This is a genomic window from Amycolatopsis sp. NPDC039088 (assembly GCF_055598845.1).
In genome coordinates, this window is record NZ_JBVKAE010000017.1 from 70,465 (window position 1) to 85,155 (window position 14,691).

General features: G+C 67.0%; 16 protein-coding genes and 1 tRNA gene. 4 read left to right on the plus strand and 13 right to left on the minus strand.

All coding sequences use genetic code 11. The features are described from left to right. Nucleotides 1–18: 18 nt before the first annotated feature. Nucleotides 19–816 carry a TIGR03084 family metal-binding protein gene (locus tag ACZ7KI_RS22275; RefSeq protein WP_470275024.1) on the minus strand — a complete coding sequence of 266 codons (798 nt, stop codon included), beginning with the start codon at nucleotides 814–816 and terminating at the stop codon, nucleotides 19–21. 130 nt (nucleotides 817–946) lie between these two features. Between ACZ7KI_RS22275 and ACZ7KI_RS22280 the strand changes: the two genes are divergently transcribed. Further along, nucleotides 947–1,393 carry a heavy metal-responsive transcriptional regulator gene (locus tag ACZ7KI_RS22280; protein ID WP_470275025.1) on the plus strand — a complete coding sequence of 149 codons (447 nt, stop codon included), beginning with the start codon at nucleotides 947–949 and terminating at the stop codon, nucleotides 1,391–1,393. A 108-nt stretch (nucleotides 1,394–1,501) separates the two neighbouring features. On the opposite strand, the gene ACZ7KI_RS22285 is transcribed toward ACZ7KI_RS22280, so the two are convergent. Together ACZ7KI_RS22285 and ACZ7KI_RS22290 are read right to left on the minus strand one after the other, a co-directional pair. Continuing rightward, a complete protein-coding gene (locus tag ACZ7KI_RS22285) occupies nucleotides 1,502–2,629 on the minus strand; it encodes an acyl-CoA dehydrogenase family protein (RefSeq protein ID WP_470275026.1) in 1,128 nt (375 codons plus the stop codon). 77 nt (nucleotides 2,630–2,706) lie between these two features. Next, entirely contained in the window at nucleotides 2,707–3,258 is a 552-nt protein-coding gene (locus ACZ7KI_RS22290) for a DUF4190 domain-containing protein (RefSeq protein ID WP_470275126.1), read from the minus strand. 220 nt (nucleotides 3,259–3,478) lie between these two features. On the opposite strand from ACZ7KI_RS22290, the gene ACZ7KI_RS22295 reads away from it, so the two are divergent. Together ACZ7KI_RS22295 and ACZ7KI_RS22300 are read left to right on the plus strand one after the other, a co-directional pair. Further along, nucleotides 3,479–4,678: a sensor histidine kinase gene (locus ACZ7KI_RS22295; RefSeq protein ID WP_470275027.1), complete on the plus strand. Its 1,200-nt coding sequence runs from the start codon at nucleotides 3,479–3,481 to the stop codon at nucleotides 4,676–4,678. A gap of 30 nt (nucleotides 4,679–4,708) precedes the next feature. Further along, nucleotides 4,709–5,356 carry a response regulator gene (locus ACZ7KI_RS22300; RefSeq protein WP_470275127.1) on the plus strand — a complete coding sequence of 216 codons (648 nt, stop codon included), beginning with the start codon at nucleotides 4,709–4,711 and terminating at the stop codon, nucleotides 5,354–5,356. Here ACZ7KI_RS22300 and ACZ7KI_RS22305 read toward each other — a convergent pair. The 10 genes from ACZ7KI_RS22305 to ACZ7KI_RS22350 all read right to left on the minus strand — a co-directional run bounded on the left by ACZ7KI_RS22305 (nucleotide 5,329) and on the right by ACZ7KI_RS22350 (nucleotide 13,041). Next, nucleotides 5,329–5,913 carry a DUF7010 family protein gene (locus ACZ7KI_RS22305; protein ID WP_470275028.1) on the minus strand — a complete coding sequence of 195 codons (585 nt, stop codon included), beginning with the start codon at nucleotides 5,911–5,913 and terminating at the stop codon, nucleotides 5,329–5,331. The two genes, ACZ7KI_RS22300 and ACZ7KI_RS22305, sit on opposite strands and share 28 nt — an antisense overlap. Nucleotides 5,914–5,968: 55 nt before the next feature. Then, nucleotides 5,969–6,805, minus strand: a complete 837-nt coding sequence (locus tag ACZ7KI_RS22310) for an alpha/beta fold hydrolase (protein WP_470275029.1) — start codon at nucleotides 6,803–6,805, stop codon at nucleotides 5,969–5,971. A gap of 70 nt (nucleotides 6,806–6,875) precedes the next feature. Next, nucleotides 6,876–7,595: a hypothetical protein gene (locus tag ACZ7KI_RS22315; protein WP_470275030.1), complete on the minus strand. Its 720-nt coding sequence runs from the start codon at nucleotides 7,593–7,595 to the stop codon at nucleotides 6,876–6,878. Between the two features lie 158 nt (nucleotides 7,596–7,753). Next, entirely contained in the window at nucleotides 7,754–8,263 is a 510-nt protein-coding gene (locus ACZ7KI_RS22320) for a winged helix-turn-helix domain-containing protein (protein ID WP_470275031.1), read from the minus strand. A gap of 1 nt (nucleotide 8,264) precedes the next feature. Next, nucleotides 8,265–9,527 (minus strand): sulfite oxidase, encoded by a 1,263-nt coding sequence (locus ACZ7KI_RS22325; protein ID WP_470275032.1) that lies wholly within the window; start codon nucleotides 9,525–9,527, stop codon nucleotides 8,265–8,267. 60 nt (nucleotides 9,528–9,587) lie between these two features. After that, a tRNA-Leu gene (locus tag ACZ7KI_RS22330) sits at nucleotides 9,588–9,664 on the minus strand. Nucleotides 9,665–9,687: 23 nt separating this feature from the next. Beyond that, the gene (locus ACZ7KI_RS22335; protein ID WP_470275033.1) at nucleotides 9,688–10,179 is read right to left on the minus strand and encodes an SLATT domain-containing protein; all 492 of its coding nucleotides are present in this window, start codon (nucleotides 10,177–10,179) and stop codon (nucleotides 9,688–9,690) included. A gap of 79 nt (nucleotides 10,180–10,258) precedes the next feature. Further along, the gene (locus ACZ7KI_RS22340) at nucleotides 10,259–11,587 is read right to left on the minus strand and encodes an NAD(P)/FAD-dependent oxidoreductase (RefSeq protein ID WP_007028829.1); all 1,329 of its coding nucleotides are present in this window, start codon (nucleotides 11,585–11,587) and stop codon (nucleotides 10,259–10,261) included. Nucleotides 11,588–11,671: 84 nt separating this feature from the next. Then, nucleotides 11,672–12,364 carry a uracil-DNA glycosylase gene (locus ACZ7KI_RS22345; protein WP_470275034.1) on the minus strand — a complete coding sequence of 231 codons (693 nt, stop codon included), beginning with the start codon at nucleotides 12,362–12,364 and terminating at the stop codon, nucleotides 11,672–11,674. Then, entirely contained in the window at nucleotides 12,361–13,041 is a 681-nt protein-coding gene (locus ACZ7KI_RS22350) for an endonuclease V (protein WP_470275035.1), read from the minus strand. The genes ACZ7KI_RS22345 and ACZ7KI_RS22350 overlap by 4 nt, the downstream gene beginning before the upstream one ends. Before the next feature lie 28 nt (nucleotides 13,042–13,069). Here ACZ7KI_RS22350 and ACZ7KI_RS22355 point away from each other — a divergent pair, with 28 nt between their 5' ends. Beyond that, entirely contained in the window at nucleotides 13,070–14,566 is a 1,497-nt protein-coding gene (locus ACZ7KI_RS22355) for a S10 family peptidase (RefSeq protein WP_470275036.1), read from the plus strand. Nucleotides 14,567–14,691: the final 125 nt, after the last annotated feature.

The window sequence follows — 14,691 nt, forward strand, 5'->3', positions numbered from 1 at the left end:
GCGGAAGTGACGCGGTTCTCAGCGGTCGAACTGCCCCGGCTTCCGCCCGTCGCCCGCGGGGCCGCGGTACGCCTGCGCGATGTCCAGCCAGTGGTCCGCCAGCGCGCCTTCGGCACGGACGTCGAGGTCGTCGCGGTGACGGCGCCGCGTGACCAGGAGGCAGAAGTCCTCCGCGCTCCCGGTGATCCGCTGCCGTGAGTCCTCGGGGCCGAACGTCCACAGTTGCCCGGACGGCGAGGTGATCTCGAAGCGGAACTCCTGCTCCGGCGGCGTCAGCCCCCGTGCTTCGTAACCGAAGTCCCGCACCCGGACGGCGAAACCGACGAGGTACGCGAGCCGGTCGGTCCGCTCCGGGCGCACTCCGAGCGCGTCCGCGACATCCTGGCCGTGTGCGAACAGCTCCATCATTCCCGCGCAGGCGAGGATGGCCGGCGGCAGCGGATTGACCAGCCACGGCACGACCTGGTCCGCCGGGACCGCGGCGAGTGCCTTGATGCCGGCGTCGCGTTCGGCACGCCATCGGCTCAGCAGGACCTCGTTGGGGTCGCCGAGGTAGTCGTCGAGGGCCGCGTTGACGGCGGCGTCGAAACCGCGCGCCATCGAGGTCTTCGCGAGTTCGGCGAACTTCCGCGGCTCGGCCGCGGACAGTCCGGCGATCTTGAAAATGAAGGAAAGATGTGCGATCTGATGCTTGACCGACCACCCCGCCGCGGGCGTGGGCAAAGCCCAGCCCGTGTCGTCCAGATCGGACACCAGGGCGTCGACCTGTTCGCCTTCCGTGGTGAGGTCCCTGATCACGTACCGGAAGTCAGTCACCGTGCCGTCCTCTCGCCGTTTCCACCCTTTCCGATGATGCGGCCGCGGCACGCCGTCGTCTTCTCCTCGTGAGCCCCCACGAAAATTCGCGCTTGATTCTGGAGCCGGGTCCAGGTTCTACCCTCGGTACATGCGAACCGAAGCGACGACGGCGCTGACGGCGCTGACCATGTCCCAGGTGACCTCTCGCGCCGGTGTACGACCGGACACCGTGCGCTATTACGAGCGCATCGGCCTCCTGCCCACACCGGCACGGACGTCCGGGGCACATCGGCGCTACGACGAGGACGTCATCGACAGATTGCGGTTCATCCGCGGCACCCAGCGGCTCGGGCTGACGCTGACGGAGATCGGCGACCTGCTGAGCGTGCGCGACACCGGGGTCTGCCCGTGTGAACCCGCCGAAACCATGCTGGAACGCCATCTCGCCGAAATCGAAGCGGAGATGACCCGGCTCGGCGCCCTGCACGCCGAACTCACTTCCATGCTGTCCGGGATGTCCGGCGAGAAATGCGCCGATCCGCTGCCCGGCGCGTGGTGCCCGCCTGACCACGGACCTGAGGGAGGAGGTGGATGACCATGCGGAACGACGACTGGTGCGACTGCGACTGCGGCACCGGCTGCTGCTGACCCGTTTCGGCGGGACCGGCCGGGCTTGACGTCACCCGGCCGGCCATCGGAAAGGTCAGTCCTGCGGCAGGAGCACCGTCTTCCCGATCCGGTCCTTGCAGACTTCGGCTGAATAGGCCATCAACCCGCCCGCCTGCGCGTCCCGAAAGAGGCGCTGAATCGGCGAAGTGCGCAGAAAACCCGAGCCACCTCCCGCTTTCAACGCCAGCTGGGCGACGTCGCGGGCGATGTCGTTCGCGAGCACCTTCGCGGTCATCGTCGCGGGCAGGAATTCCGGCGAGTTCTGATCCGCCAGCCACGCCATGTTCCGGGCGTACATGCGCGCGGCGTCGAGGCGGGTGTGCACGTCCGCCACCTCGAACTGCAGCCATTGCATTTCGGCGAGCGATTGCCCGGTCATGGGAATGACGCGGCTACGGGAGTGCGTGATCAGCGCCTCCTCCGCCGCGTCGGCTATCCCCAGTGACAGGAACGCGAGTCCCGCCCCGATGTGGTTCGGGCGCCGCTCGGTCGAGGGTGGACACCGGCGGTCCTCCCGCAGGACCGTGCCTTCGAACGAGACGAGCTGGCTGCGACTTGCCCGCAGTCCCATCGTGTCCCAGATGGGCACGAACGTCATCGTGTCGTCCGGAGCGACGCCGAAGAAGGTGGGCGCGCCGTCGACGAGCGCGTTGACCAGGAAGTGATCGGCGGCTTCGCAGCCGGAAACGAACCGCTTGGCGCCGGTGAGCCGGAATCCGCCGTCGACGGGCTCGGCGACCTGTTGCGGCATCAGGAACATGTTCCCGCTGCTCGGTTCCGACAGCGCGTTGGCGAAGCGTTTGCCGTCGATGAGTTCCCCGGCATAGAAGCGGCCCACTTCGGGAGCGGACAGCTGGACCAGCCCGACGGCGGCGCCGATGTGCATCACCCAGACGCACGCGGTCGAGGAACACGCGGCGCTGAGGATCCGGACGATCTCGCCGTAAGCCCGATAACTCAGGTCCTCGCCGCCGAACTCAGCGGGCAACGTCGCCCTGTCGAGACCGGTCGCGTGCAAGGCGCGGAGGTTGGCGATGGGCAACTCGGCCGTATCGTCGAAGTCTGCCGCCGTCGCGGCGAAGCCTTTCGCCAGTTCGGTGACGGTTTCGATCCAGCGGCGTTCGTGGGCGGGCGGGGCGAACGGATGCGCGGACTCGGTCATGTCCGCATCATGCCGCAATCGCGAAGGCCTCCTCGCCACCCCGAGAATGGCGAAGGAGGCCTTTCACGGTCCGACCGTCACACCCCGGTGCAGGCGGCCGTGGCGAATTCGCCGGAAGCGGTCTTGGTCGAAACCACCGCGCCGTCGACGGTGATCTTGCAGCTGACCGAGCCACCGGTCTCACCCGTGGTGACGGTCAGCGTGCCGCCCTTGTACACACCCTTGTTCTCGACTTCCTTGTGCCACGGCAGCGCCGGAACCGTTTCGGTGACGGGGTTGAGCACCTCGCCGTAGATGACCTCGACGTTCGCGGCATCCCCAGTGATTTCGTAAGACACCTTCGCGGTGCGGTTGAGCTCGTTGTTGACCTCGTCCACGGCCGCGTTGAACACGAAGATCCACACCACGCACACCACGAGCCCGAGCGCGGACAGCGCGATACCGGTGATGGAGAGCCCCTTGTTGGAGGCCTTCCCGTTCTTGACGCGGACGAGACCGATGATCGAGAAGATCAGGCCGAGGATCACCAGCGGCCAGGCGATGACGCCGACGAACGGGATCGGGGAGAAGACCAGCCCCACCAGGCCGAGGACGAAGCCCGTGACGCCGATGCCGTTGCGGGGCGGCATCGGGGCGGCGGGGGCCTGCGGGGCCGGCGTGTGGGGGGTTTGCTGGGTCACGGGTTTTCCTTTCAGAACGGATGAACGAGGCGGCATACAACCAGCGATCGGAAGGTGGCCGCGTCGTCCTCGACGCTCGAACCGTTACGACGAAAGTCGTAACCCGTGCTCCTGGAAGAACCTGTTCCGCTGATGCGGGCGACCAGGCGGGTTTGCGTACGCTCTGCGCATGGGAAGGCGTGTGCTCGGTGTGGTGCTCACCGTGGTGGCGGTCGCGGCGTGCGTGATCAGCAGCATCTTCGTCTTCAGTGCACAGGGGTACCTTCCGGCGACGAAATCTTTCGACCCGACCTGGTGGTCCACGCTCGGGTTCTTCACCGGGATCGCGGCGGCGGTCATGCTCTGCTGGCGGCACAAATGGCCGGAACTCGTCCTCGTCATCGCCTTGGTGCCACCACTTTGCTTCCGCTCCGACGCCCTGGCCGCGTTGGTCGCACTCGCCGCCTTGGCCGCGCACCGCCGCGACCGGCTCCTGTGGATCGGGTCCGTACTGGTCTACCTCGCCACGGCGTGGGCGTTGTTCGGTGACGCCAACCGCCATCCCGACGTGACCGTCGCCGGACAGATCGTCGGCAAGCAATTCTCCGCCGTGCAGCTGATGGGGACACTGACGGTCGCCGTCGTGATGACGGCCGTGCCGCTCACCGTGGGAGTCGTCCGCGGAATGCAGGACACGCTCGCGGTCCGCGAGGCCAAAGAAGAGGAACTCCGCGCCGAAATGACCCGTCGGGCGGAACGCACGCGCATCGCGCGCGAGATGCACGACGTCCTCGGGCACCGGCTTTCCCTGTTGTCACTGCAGGCGGGCGCGCTCGAAGTCAGCAAAGGCGCCGCGACGTCCGAAGCGGCGAAAACCGTTCGCACGACCGCACGCCAGTCACTCGAAGATCTGCGTCAGGTCATCGGTGTCCTGCGCGACGGCCAGGGTTTCACCGAAAACGGCGAGACCGGGCCACACCCCGAACCGCCACAGCCGACGTTGGCGGACATCCCCGAACTGGTCGCCAACGCCCGCGGGGCGGGGCTGGGTGTCAACGTGACGATCCTGCTCGACGACGCGGGTGGTGCGCCGGCGTTGCTCGGTACGACCGCGTACCGGATCGTCCAGGAATCTATGACCAACATCCTGAAGCACGCACCTGGTGCCACGGCCGAGGTTTCGGTTCGCGGCGGACCGGGGCACGGGCTCGTCGTCGAAGTCGTCAATCCGCTGCCCGCGACGGTCGCCGCGGGGAAGCCGCCGAGCGCGGGCACCGGGCTCACGGGCATCGGCGAACGCGTCACCCTGATCGGCGGGAACGTCAGCGCCGGACCGACCGAAGAGCGCACCTTCGCCGTCCGGGCTTGGCTGCCGTGGGGACACCACTAACCTGACCGGGTGAACCAGCGTCCACTACGAGTGCTGCTCGTCGATGACGACCCCCTCGTGCGAACCGGTTTGTCGATGATCCTGTCCAGCACCGACGACATCCGGGTCGTCGCGGAAGCGGGCGACGGGGACGAGGCCGTGCCGAAGGTGACCATGCACGCTCCCGACGTCGTGCTGATGGACATCAGGATGCGGCGGATGAACGGTCTCGCCGCGACAGCCGCCGTCACCGCGCTGGTCAATCCACCGAAAGTCCTCGTGCTGACCACTTACGACCTCGACGAGTACGTCTTCGACGCGCTTGGCGCGGGTGCCAGCGGGTTCCTGCTGAAAGAGGGTTCGCCGCAGGAGATCATCGACGCGGTGCGCGTGGTCGCGGCCGGGGAGGCGATGTTGTCGCCGAGGACGACACGGAAACTCATCGGCCACTTCGTCGCGAACAGGATGAGTCCGCGACGGCACCGCGCACAGGCCGGGCTGGCCACCCTGACCGAACGAGAACGAGAGATCGTCACCGCCGTCGCCCAAGGCGGGACCAACGCCGAGATCGGCGCGGCACTGCACCTGAGCGAGGCGACGGTGAAGACCCACATCACCCGGATCTTCGCGAAACTCGACGCGACCAACCGGGTCCAGCTGACGATCTTCGCCTACGAAGCCGGGCTTGTCGCTCCCTGACGGCCCGCGTCGAGCAGCCCCGCCGCGACGGTCACCCAGAGGATCACGGCGCCGCCGAAACCCGGCACGAGCTGCCAAGCCGCCTTCCATCCCGCGACCGCGAGGACGACCGCGAGCACAGCGGCGACGCACAACGCGGCACTCAACACGAGGAAACGCCGTGACCCGAACAGCTTCGCGAAGGGCAGGAAGTGCAAGCCCACCACGAAAAGCACCCACGCGGGCACGGCTTCGGGAAGTTCGAAGACCGCCGAAAGCACCCTCGCCCCCGCGAAGATCCCCACCAGCATCAGCAACACGGCGATGCCGTACTGCTTACCGAACGGGCTTTCCTCCCGGCCGCCGCCCGGCGGCAGCCCGGCACCCCGCCGCGCTGTCAGAATCAGCCAGCCGACCAGTCCGAGAACCACGACGACACCCGAACCGACCAGCGGCGTCGCTCCACTGGAGACTGAGGAAGCGCCGAAAAACCACCACCCGGCACCGAATCCCACGCCGATCGCGGAACTGATCAGCAAAGTGATCAGATGCCCTTTGGTGAACTGTCCGCCCGCCACGATACTTGGTTCTCCTCCTCCCCCCGGCGGAACAATACCCGTGCGGGCGACGGCGTCAGGCGAGTCCGGCGAGAATGTCCGCGACCTCCCGCGGCCGGATCAGGAACCCCACGTGACTGCTCTCGACCGAGCGCGCGTCGGTCGGGTTGTCCGGGGTGAGTGCGTCCGCCTCCTTGATGAAGCGGTCCTGCAGCGCGATCGGCAACGACCGGTCCTCGGTGAGCCTGATGTAGGTGCGCGGGATCCGGCCCCACGTGGCGGCGTCGGCGCGTTCGGTACCCGCGTCGAGGCTCTCGTCCGGCTCGAGAGTGTTGAGGTAGGCGAGAAACTCCTGCTCGGTGCCGTCCTCGAGCATCGCGATCTTCAACGCGGCCAGCAGCTCGGGATCGGCGGTACGCCAGTTCATCCGGAGCGCGCCGAGCGCCGCGGGGTCGGCGACGACGACCGCGCCGACGTCGTTGAGCGCGCTGCCCGCGTACTCGGGACCCTGCATGTATTCGCCTATGGTCGCGTCGACGCAACACCACGCGGAGATGTAGACGATCCGGTCGATCAGTTCCGGGACGGCGTTGCCGACCCCGGTGAGCGTGGCACCACCGCGGCTGTGCCCCACCAGGATGACCGGCCCGTGCTCGGCGGCCCGGCGCACCATGTCCACTACATGCTCGACGGCTTCGGCGGGAGTTACGTCAGTCATCTTCGAAGGCGCCGTGGCGAGCGCTTCGAGGTCCTGGGGCGCCTGGTAAGCCGCCAGGAAAGCGGCGCCGAAGCCGTGGCCAGGCAGATCGACGGCCAGCGCGCGGTGGCCGAGCAGGGCGAGCTCGCGTTGCAGCGGGCCCCAGGTGAACGAGCCGCTGCTGGAACCGTGCACGAGAACGTAGGTGGGAGTCACGGCTCCATCTTGGCATCGCGACTTTGCCGGGCGATGAGCCAGCGTTCAGTCTGCGCGGGAATCCGCCCCATCAGCGCTTCTGGACGAAATACACCTTGTCGTCGGTCACCGTGCCGACCTGGATCGTCACGTCCCCCGGAGCATCGACGAAGCCGACCCGGAACGTGAGTTCCTTACCCGGCAGGACATCCTGGCTCGGTGACCCGCCGAGGCCCGCTTCGGTGTCGAAGACCTGCTCGGCACTGGTGTTGCCCATCGTGGCCTGGACGAGCAGCATCGCGGCGGACCACGGCTTGTCGGAGTGGTTGACGACCGTCACCTGATAACTCGTCGCCTTGGCCTTCTGGGCCGGAGCCGCGTATTCACTCGTGGTGAAGGCCTTCGGATCCGCGACGGTGATGTCCACGGCGGTGCCGCGATGCGTTTCGCCCACCGCGTACGTCTGGCCGCTCGCCTTCTTGTCCGTTTCGGGCAGGCCGAACTTCTCGTTCAGTTCCTTCACCGCCGCTCCCTGGGCGATGACCGTGAAGACGACGGCAAGCACACACAGCACGACACCGATGGCCGCGAGGATCTTCTTCGAGCCGAAAAGCGCGATCACGCCGAGGACGAACCCGACACCGGCGACCACGGCGGTGAGGTTGTTGAAGAAGATGATCGGTGAGCCGACGACACCGACGATGCCGAGGATGAGCCCGGTCCAGGCGAGTCCCGCGAACTTCGTGGGCCGCGGAGTCGCGTAGGCCAAGGGAGCGGGTGATGGTGGTTGCGGGGTGTACATGTCAGACATCTCCAAGAGGTCGAGTGCGACCGCTAAGGAGGCCGCGCACCAGCCGAGTGCCTGACAGTTCGAGAAAAAGTGGCGTTGTGTTACCGCAGGAGGTTTCCCGTCATCGCAACGTGACCAAGAGCAACCCGAGTGAGTGACTGTCGTACTGAGATCGCCGCTCAGTCCGCGATGAACACCTGTCCGGCTCCGTCGAACCGGTAACCGACTCCGCGCACGGTCGTGATGGGCGCCAGCACGGGTTCGAGTTTGCCGCGGATCTTGCGGATATGGACGTCCACCGTCCGCCCGTTGCCGCCGCTCAGCCCCCACACCTGCGCCATCAGGGTGCCGCGGTCGAAAACGCGGTCCGGATTCCGGCTCAGGAACAGCAGGAGATCGAACTCCAGCCTGGTGAACTCCAGTACCTCTCCGCACAGCAGTACTCGCCGTGAGTCGGGCTCGATGCGCAGGGGTTGCGCGGGGCCGCCGATGCGACGACGTCGTCCGGCGAGTTCGACGACCTTGTCATCGTGGAAAGTGCGCGCCGTCAAAGTCATTCCGACAGTGTCCTCAAAGGACTCAAGCAGGCGTGCGGTGATCGCGGCGGCGTGCTCGGAGTCGGTGCTGACTCGCAAGGCCAAGGTCAGTTCGACGGTCGGTTCCCCGGTCACCACGACTGACTGCGTCATCTCACACCACCCGCACCGGATGCCGCACGACAGCGTCGAAAAGGTAGCCCTGTGTGTTGTGCGGAGTGACGTCCGGCTGGGTGACGCCGGTGATGTCCGTGGCCCTCGCCCGCAGGATGTACGCGCCGGAAACACCTGGACGCCAAGCGATTTCCCAGCGTTGCCACCCGCGATCCGCCGCCGCTCCAACGAATTTCGCCTGCCGCCAGCCGTCACCGGTGTTCACTTCGACGCGCCGGATCCGGCCGTTTCCCGACCATGACCGGCCGCGCAGTACCTGCCTGGCGCCGCCCGCGAACTCGGCGTTCCATGGCAGTTCGAAGGCGCTCTTGACCACCTGCCGCGTCACGACCGTGCCGTCCGCCGGGTAGCCGGGCCCGAGCAACCGGTAGTACTGCGTGTTCCACGGTGAAAACAGCGGCGTTTCCGAAACTTCGATACGCCCCAGCCATTTGATCGACGAGATCCCCACCCACGACGGCACGACGAGCCGCACCGGATGACCGTGGTCCGGCGGCAGTGGCCGCCCGTTCATTTCGTACGCCAGCAACACATCCTGCAACGCCTTCGCGACCGGCAGCGGGCGGCGCACCTTTCCCAAGTTGACCCCCGCGGTGACGTAGTCGGCGTCCAGTCCCTCTGGCAGCACATCCACCGCGTGCCGCGTCAGCCCCGCCTTGGCGAGCACGGTGGCCAAACGGACGCCACGCCAGCGCGCGACCCCGATCGCGCCGAGTTTCCACGCCGTACCGGACACCGTCTGCCCTTGCTGGCTGGTGAAGAAACTCCGGCCATTGCCCGCGCACTCGATGGCGGAGGTGATGGTCTCCGAAGGCAATCGGAGCAAGTCGGCGTAGGTGAACTCGACCGGCCGGTCCGCTGTCGGTGCTCCGCGCAATCCGGTGCCGAACAGCTTCAGCCGCCACGAGCGTGCGTCGATCAGCGGGGTCGAGGTGTGGTTACGGACGAAGAACCGGTCGATCGGCGTCAGATAGCCTTGCCCGCTCAGCGCCTCCCAGCGCGTTTCCGCGTTGGTGCCGTAGACCTCGAAGAACTCCGGCGGCAAGGGTTTCACGATCGGCGCGGCCGCCGACGCCGTCCCCCAGGGCAACGATCCGAACGCCGCCAACGCGAGCCCGCCACCGGCCGTCAGCCGAAGCAACGTGCGCCGCGACAACCCGTCACCTCGCGCCTCCCCCGCCCGCCACTGCGTGAGTCGTGTGCGGTCGTAGGTGGCTTCGTCGGTCAGGCCGCTTCCGGTCATGCGGATCATTGTGAGCAGCAGCCATGCACCCGGACCAGCACGTCCACAGAGCGGAACGTGTGGTGCCCCGGACGGGGATCGAACCCGCACTGGGTCGATTTTAAGTCGACTGCCTCTGCCAGTTGGGCTACCGGGGCACCGACAGCCTAAGCGATGGCCTTCAGTTCGCCGCTTCGGTACGCCGATACTCGAGCCACCGAAGACCGAGCTCGTTCCAAACTGCTTGGTACTCCTCGAACTTCTCGTTGATCAGGCGGGGATCGATCCGTTCGGGCGGGGTCGACGCGATGTAGAAGCTGAGTTCGTCGCGTAGCCGATAGAGCCGGAACTGGACCTCCTCCATCAGGACCCACAGGGACCTCCAGGCGAAGAAGGGCTCGAGCGCGCCGACCACGGTCGTCACGGCCACGAGAGCGAACGCCACACCGGTCCAGCCGTTGAGGTTCTGCAGGCCGAGAATGATCGTGGACACCGCCGAGAGCGCCAGTATCAGCAGCCTGATCGACACGGCGCGCCACCGGAAACGCCTCTTTCGGGAGCGGGCGTGCGCGTTGTCGCGCTCGATCCTCTCCAGGACATGCTTGGCCAGGTCGGCCGGAGTCAGACCGGTGGCGAGCGGCACGGCGGGGACGGACTTCCGGAAGGCCTGCACCGGCTCACCTTAAACGCCGTGAAGGCCTCCTTCCCTACGCTCAAGGTAGGGAAGGAGGCCTTCACGGCAAGCTACGACCTCAGGACTTCGAGAGCCTGTCGAATTCCTCGCGCGGGTTGTTGATCTGGCCGAGCGAGATGACCTCGCGCCGGAACAGGCCGCCGAGCATCCAGTCGAACAGGATGCGGATCTTGCGGTTCCACGTCGGCATCGCCTTGAGGTGGTACGCGCGGTGGAAGAGCCAGGCCGGGAAGCCCTTGATCTTCAGGTTCAGCGCGTCGGCGACACCCTTGTGCAGGCCGAGGCTGGCCACCGCACCCAGGTTCTTGTGGTAGTAGTCCTTCGGCTTGCCGCCGCGGATCACCTTGATGATGTTCTTCGCCAGCAGACGCGCCTGGCGAACGGCGTGCTGCGCGTTCGGCGGGCAGGTCGCGGTCGGGTCCTGCTCGGTGCGCGAGAGGTCCGGCACGGCGGCGTTGTCACCGGCGGTCCAGACGTCGGGGTGCCCGACGACCTGCATCGCGGCGGTGGCCTCGACGCGACCGCGCTTGTCCAGCGGCAGGTCCGAGCTGGCGAGCACCGGGTTCGCCTTCACACCGGCGGTCCAGATGATCGTGTCGGTGTCGAATTCGGTGCCGTCCGAGAGCACGACGTGGCCGTTTTCGAACGATTTCGCCGCTGTCGACAAATAGACTTCGATGCCGCGCTTCTCGAGCTGCTCAACGGTGTACACACCGAGCGTCTCGCGCACCTCGGGAAGGATCCGCCCGGCGGCCTCGACGAGCACCCAGCGGATGTCTTCGACCTTGAGGTTCGGGTAGTAGTTCTCCACCGCGAAGCGAGTCATGTCCTCGAGCTCGGCGAGCGCCTCGATACCGGCGAAGCCGCCGCCGACGACGGTGAACGTCAGCAGTCGCTTGCGCTGCTCGGGATCGAGCGTGCTGGCGGCCTCGTCGAGCTTCGTCATGACGTGGTTGCGCAGGTAGATCGCCTCACCGATGGTCTTGAAGGCGATGCCTTCCTCGACCAGGCCCGGGATCGGCAGGATGCGCGCCACGGCGCCGAGCGCGACCACGAGGACGTCGTAGTTCAGCTGCTCGACGTGCCCGTCGGCGGCTTCGACCGTGACGGCCTTGCGCTCGTGCTCGATCTTCGTCACACGCGCGGTGAGCACGTGGCAGCGCTTGAGCACGCGCCGCAGCGGCACGACCACGTGCCGCGGTTCGATCGCACCGGCCGCCGCCTCGGGCAGGAAGGGGGCATAGGTCATGTGCGGCTGCGGATCAACGACCGTCACGGACGCTTCGTTGGCCCGGAGCATCTTCTGGAGCCCGTACGCCGTGTAGAGCCCGACGTATCCACCACCAAGGACGAGGATCCGCGTCGGTTCCGACTTAACACCAGCCATATTTCTATAGTCGCACCCATCTGCTGAGATCGCTCGTAGACCCCATCCGGCTGTGACCAGCGTCGCCACCGCTTCCGCACCGATTCAGTTGAGGCCGGCCACCGAGGTCGCGGCGGTCAGCACGTCGCACACCATGTCAAGCGTCAGGCGGCCGGTCTGGACATTGCGCTGCGACACGTGGTAACAGCCGAAAAGGCGCAGGTCGCCGAGGCTCGCCTCGGCGCCGTGCCCGAATTTCGGGCGTGGCGCGGGCACCGGCCAGCCAGCCTCCGCGAGGACCGGCAGCAGCGCCTGCCAGCCGAACGCGCCGAGGACCACGACGGCCTTCAACGTCGGCCTCAGCAACGCGAGCTCGGCGGCGAGCCACGATCGGCAGGTGTCCCGCTCCTCAGGTGTCGGCTTGTTGGCGGGCGGCGCGCAGCGGACCGGGGAGACCATCCTGGTCCCGCGCAGTTCGAGACCGTCACCCAGGTGGGTCGATGTGGGCTGCGAGGCGACCCCGACCCGGTGAAGCGCCTTGAAGAGAACGTCACCGGAGGGGTCGCCGGTGAACATGCGACCGGTCCGGTTCGCGCCATGGGCTGACGGAGCGAGCCCGACGATCGCCAGTGACGCGTCCGGCGGGCCGAATCCGGGCACCGGCCGGGCCCAATAGGTCTCGCCGGCGAAGGCCGCACGCTTGACCACGGCGATCTCCTCGCGCCACGCGACCAGCCGCGGGCAAGCGCGGCAGCCGACGACCTCGGCGTCGAGCTCGGCGATCGAAGGGAACCTCATAGCGCCTCCTTCAAGGCGTCGCGGCAGAGGCGGTCGGCGAGGCGGGTCGTCTCGGGCTGCCGGAACGCCGGGCACAGCCGCAGCACCTGGCGGCACGCGTTGTCCAGCGAGATCATGTGGCCGACGGAGACATAGAGGGGCTTCACGCCGTCCTGGGTACGCAGGACGGCGCCGACGACGTCGCCGACGTCCAGCAGCGGCGTCCGGGCGCCGCGCTCCCGGCCCGGCTCGTCGTGTTCGCCGATGAACCGGGTCTTGCCGACCCCGATGGCCGGCAAGCCGGTCACGACGCCGACGTGGCACGCCAGTCCGAATCGGCGTGGATGAGCCAGCCCGTGGCCGTCGCAGACCAGGAGATCGGGAGTGTGTTCGAGCGCGCGGAGGGCGTCGAGCAGTGGCGGCAGCTCCCGGAAGGCGAAAAGGCCCGGTTCGTACGGGAACGAAACCTCGGAAACGACGGTTCGCTCTTCCACGACGCGGAATCCGGAGGTTTCGAGGGTGACCGCGGCAGCCGCGATGAGGCCGCTCTCCTCGTCGTAGGCGACGTCCAGACCGGTGACCGTGAGGATCTCTTGTGGACAGCGATCCTCGAGTTCGACCAGGCCACGCAGGGTTTCCTGGATTCCGACCGCTTCGGCGGCGGTGTTCGGGCGATCATGCGCCGTGACGATGTCCACCCGTACAGACTGCCAGTAAGTTGGGACCATGCCGGACACCAATCCCGATGAGAAGGCCACCGACGAGAAGGACACCCCGTCGGTGGAAACCAAGGTCGAGCCGATCGACGACCTGGTCACCACGAAGCACACGCTGACGCTCAAACGCCGGAAGCTCGCGTACACGGCCCAGACCGGGCGGATCGTGCTGCGGAAGGAGGTCATCACCGACGGCAAGTCCGAAGGCCACAAGGCCAAGGCCGAGGTGTTCCTGACCGCGTACACCCTCGACGACGCGGAGCCCGGCACTCGCCCGGTCACGTTCGCGTTCAACGGCGGGCCCGGTTCGGCGAGCGTCTGGCTGCACATGGGCCTGCTCGGCCCGCGGCGTGTGCTGTCCGGCGACGTCGACGACCCGGTCGCGCCGCCCTACGGCCTGACCGACAACCAGGAAACCCTGCTCGCGCACAGCGACCTGGTGTTCATCGACCCGGTGTCGACCGGCTACTCGCGCGCGGTGGACGGTGAGAAGGCCAAGGAGTACCACGGGTACACCGCCGACATCGAGTCCATCGGCGAGATCATCCGGCTGTGGGTCTCGCGCAAACAGCGCTGGCTTTCGCCGAAGTTCCTGGCGGGCGAGTCTTACGGGACGCTCCGCGCGGCCGGTCTGGCGGCGCATCTGCAGGAACGCCACGGGATGTACCTCAACGGGCTGCTCCTGATCTCCTCCGTGCTCGACCTGGGCACCCTGCGGTTCACCGAGGGCAACGACCTGCCGTACACGCTCTACGTGCCGACGTACGCGGCGATCGCGCACTACCACGGTCTCCACGGCGAACGCCCGCTCGACGACGTCCTCGCGGACGCCGAGGATTTCGCGGCCAAGGAACTCCCCTGGGCCCTCGCGCGCGGCGCGCGTCTGTCCACACAGGATCGCGCCGAAGCCGTGGCGACACTCGCTTCACTCACAGGTCTCAGTGAGTCCTATGTAGACCGGGTGAACCTGCGGATCGAACATGTCCGATTCTTCACGGAACTACTGCGGGACAAGGGTCTCACCGTCGGCCGGATGGACGGCCGGTTCACCACCTGGGAACCCGACGGCGGCCGCGAGCACATGAGCGACGACCCGTCGATCTCACGGATCATCGGCGCCTACGCGAGCGGCCTCAACCACTACGTGCGGGCCGAGCTGGGTTACGAGAACGACCTTCCGTACGAGGTCTTGTCGACGGACGTCTTCAAGGCCTGGTCGTACTCCGACTTCGAGGGTCGCTCCGTGTCCTCTGTGGACTCTCTCGCCTCGGCGATGCGCGCGAATCCGCATTTGCGCGTTCATGTCGCTTTCGGTCACTATGACGGCGCTACGCCTTACTTCGCTTCAGAGCATGTGTTGGCGCGCTTGCAGATTCCCGAGGAGCTGCGGGAGAACATCGACACGGCGTATTATCCGGCCGGGCACATGATGTACGTGCACGAGGAGTCTCGGGTGCGACAGTCGAAGGACCTGGCGAAGTTCGTTAAGAGCGCTTCGGGACAGTAGCGAGTCTCGGTAGTGCAATGAAGGGGCCTTTCCTGGCAAATTTTTTTTTTGACAGGACCCTCCTTTTGCCCCCCAGAGGTGGTCTTTTGTTTCTCCTGGGGCCGAGCAAAAACACCTGCCCCCCC

What these genes read in the sequence shown, in the direction of transcription:
- ACZ7KI_RS22340 (WP_007028829.1), bottom strand. Translation starts at nt 11,587, where the DNA reads ATGGCTGGTGTTAAGTCGGAACCGACGCGGATCCTCGTCCTTGGTGGT.
- ACZ7KI_RS22320 (WP_470275031.1), bottom strand. Translation starts at nt 8,263, where the DNA reads ATGACGCAGTCAGTCGTGGTGACCGGGGAACCGACCGTCGAACTGACC.
- ACZ7KI_RS22280 (WP_470275025.1), top strand. Translation starts at nt 947, where the DNA reads ATGCGAACCGAAGCGACGACGGCGCTGACGGCGCTGACCATGTCCCAG.
- ACZ7KI_RS22345 (WP_470275034.1), bottom strand. Translation starts at nt 12,364, where the DNA reads ATGAGGTTCCCTTCGATCGCCGAGCTCGACGCCGAGGTCGTCGGCTGC.
- ACZ7KI_RS22325 (WP_470275032.1), bottom strand. Translation starts at nt 9,527, where the DNA reads ATGACCGGAAGCGGCCTGACCGACGAAGCCACCTACGACCGCACACGA.
- ACZ7KI_RS22295 (WP_470275027.1), top strand. Translation starts at nt 3,479, where the DNA reads ATGGGAAGGCGTGTGCTCGGTGTGGTGCTCACCGTGGTGGCGGTCGCG.
- ACZ7KI_RS22355 (WP_470275036.1), top strand. Translation starts at nt 13,070, where the DNA reads ATGCCGGACACCAATCCCGATGAGAAGGCCACCGACGAGAAGGACACC.
- ACZ7KI_RS22290 (WP_470275126.1), bottom strand. Translation starts at nt 3,258, where the DNA reads ATGCCGCCCCGCAACGGCATCGGCGTCACGGGCTTCGTCCTCGGCCTG.
- ACZ7KI_RS22285 (WP_470275026.1), bottom strand. Translation starts at nt 2,629, where the DNA reads ATGACCGAGTCCGCGCATCCGTTCGCCCCGCCCGCCCACGAACGCCGC.
- ACZ7KI_RS22315 (WP_470275030.1), bottom strand. Translation starts at nt 7,595, where the DNA reads ATGTCTGACATGTACACCCCGCAACCACCATCACCCGCTCCCTTGGCC.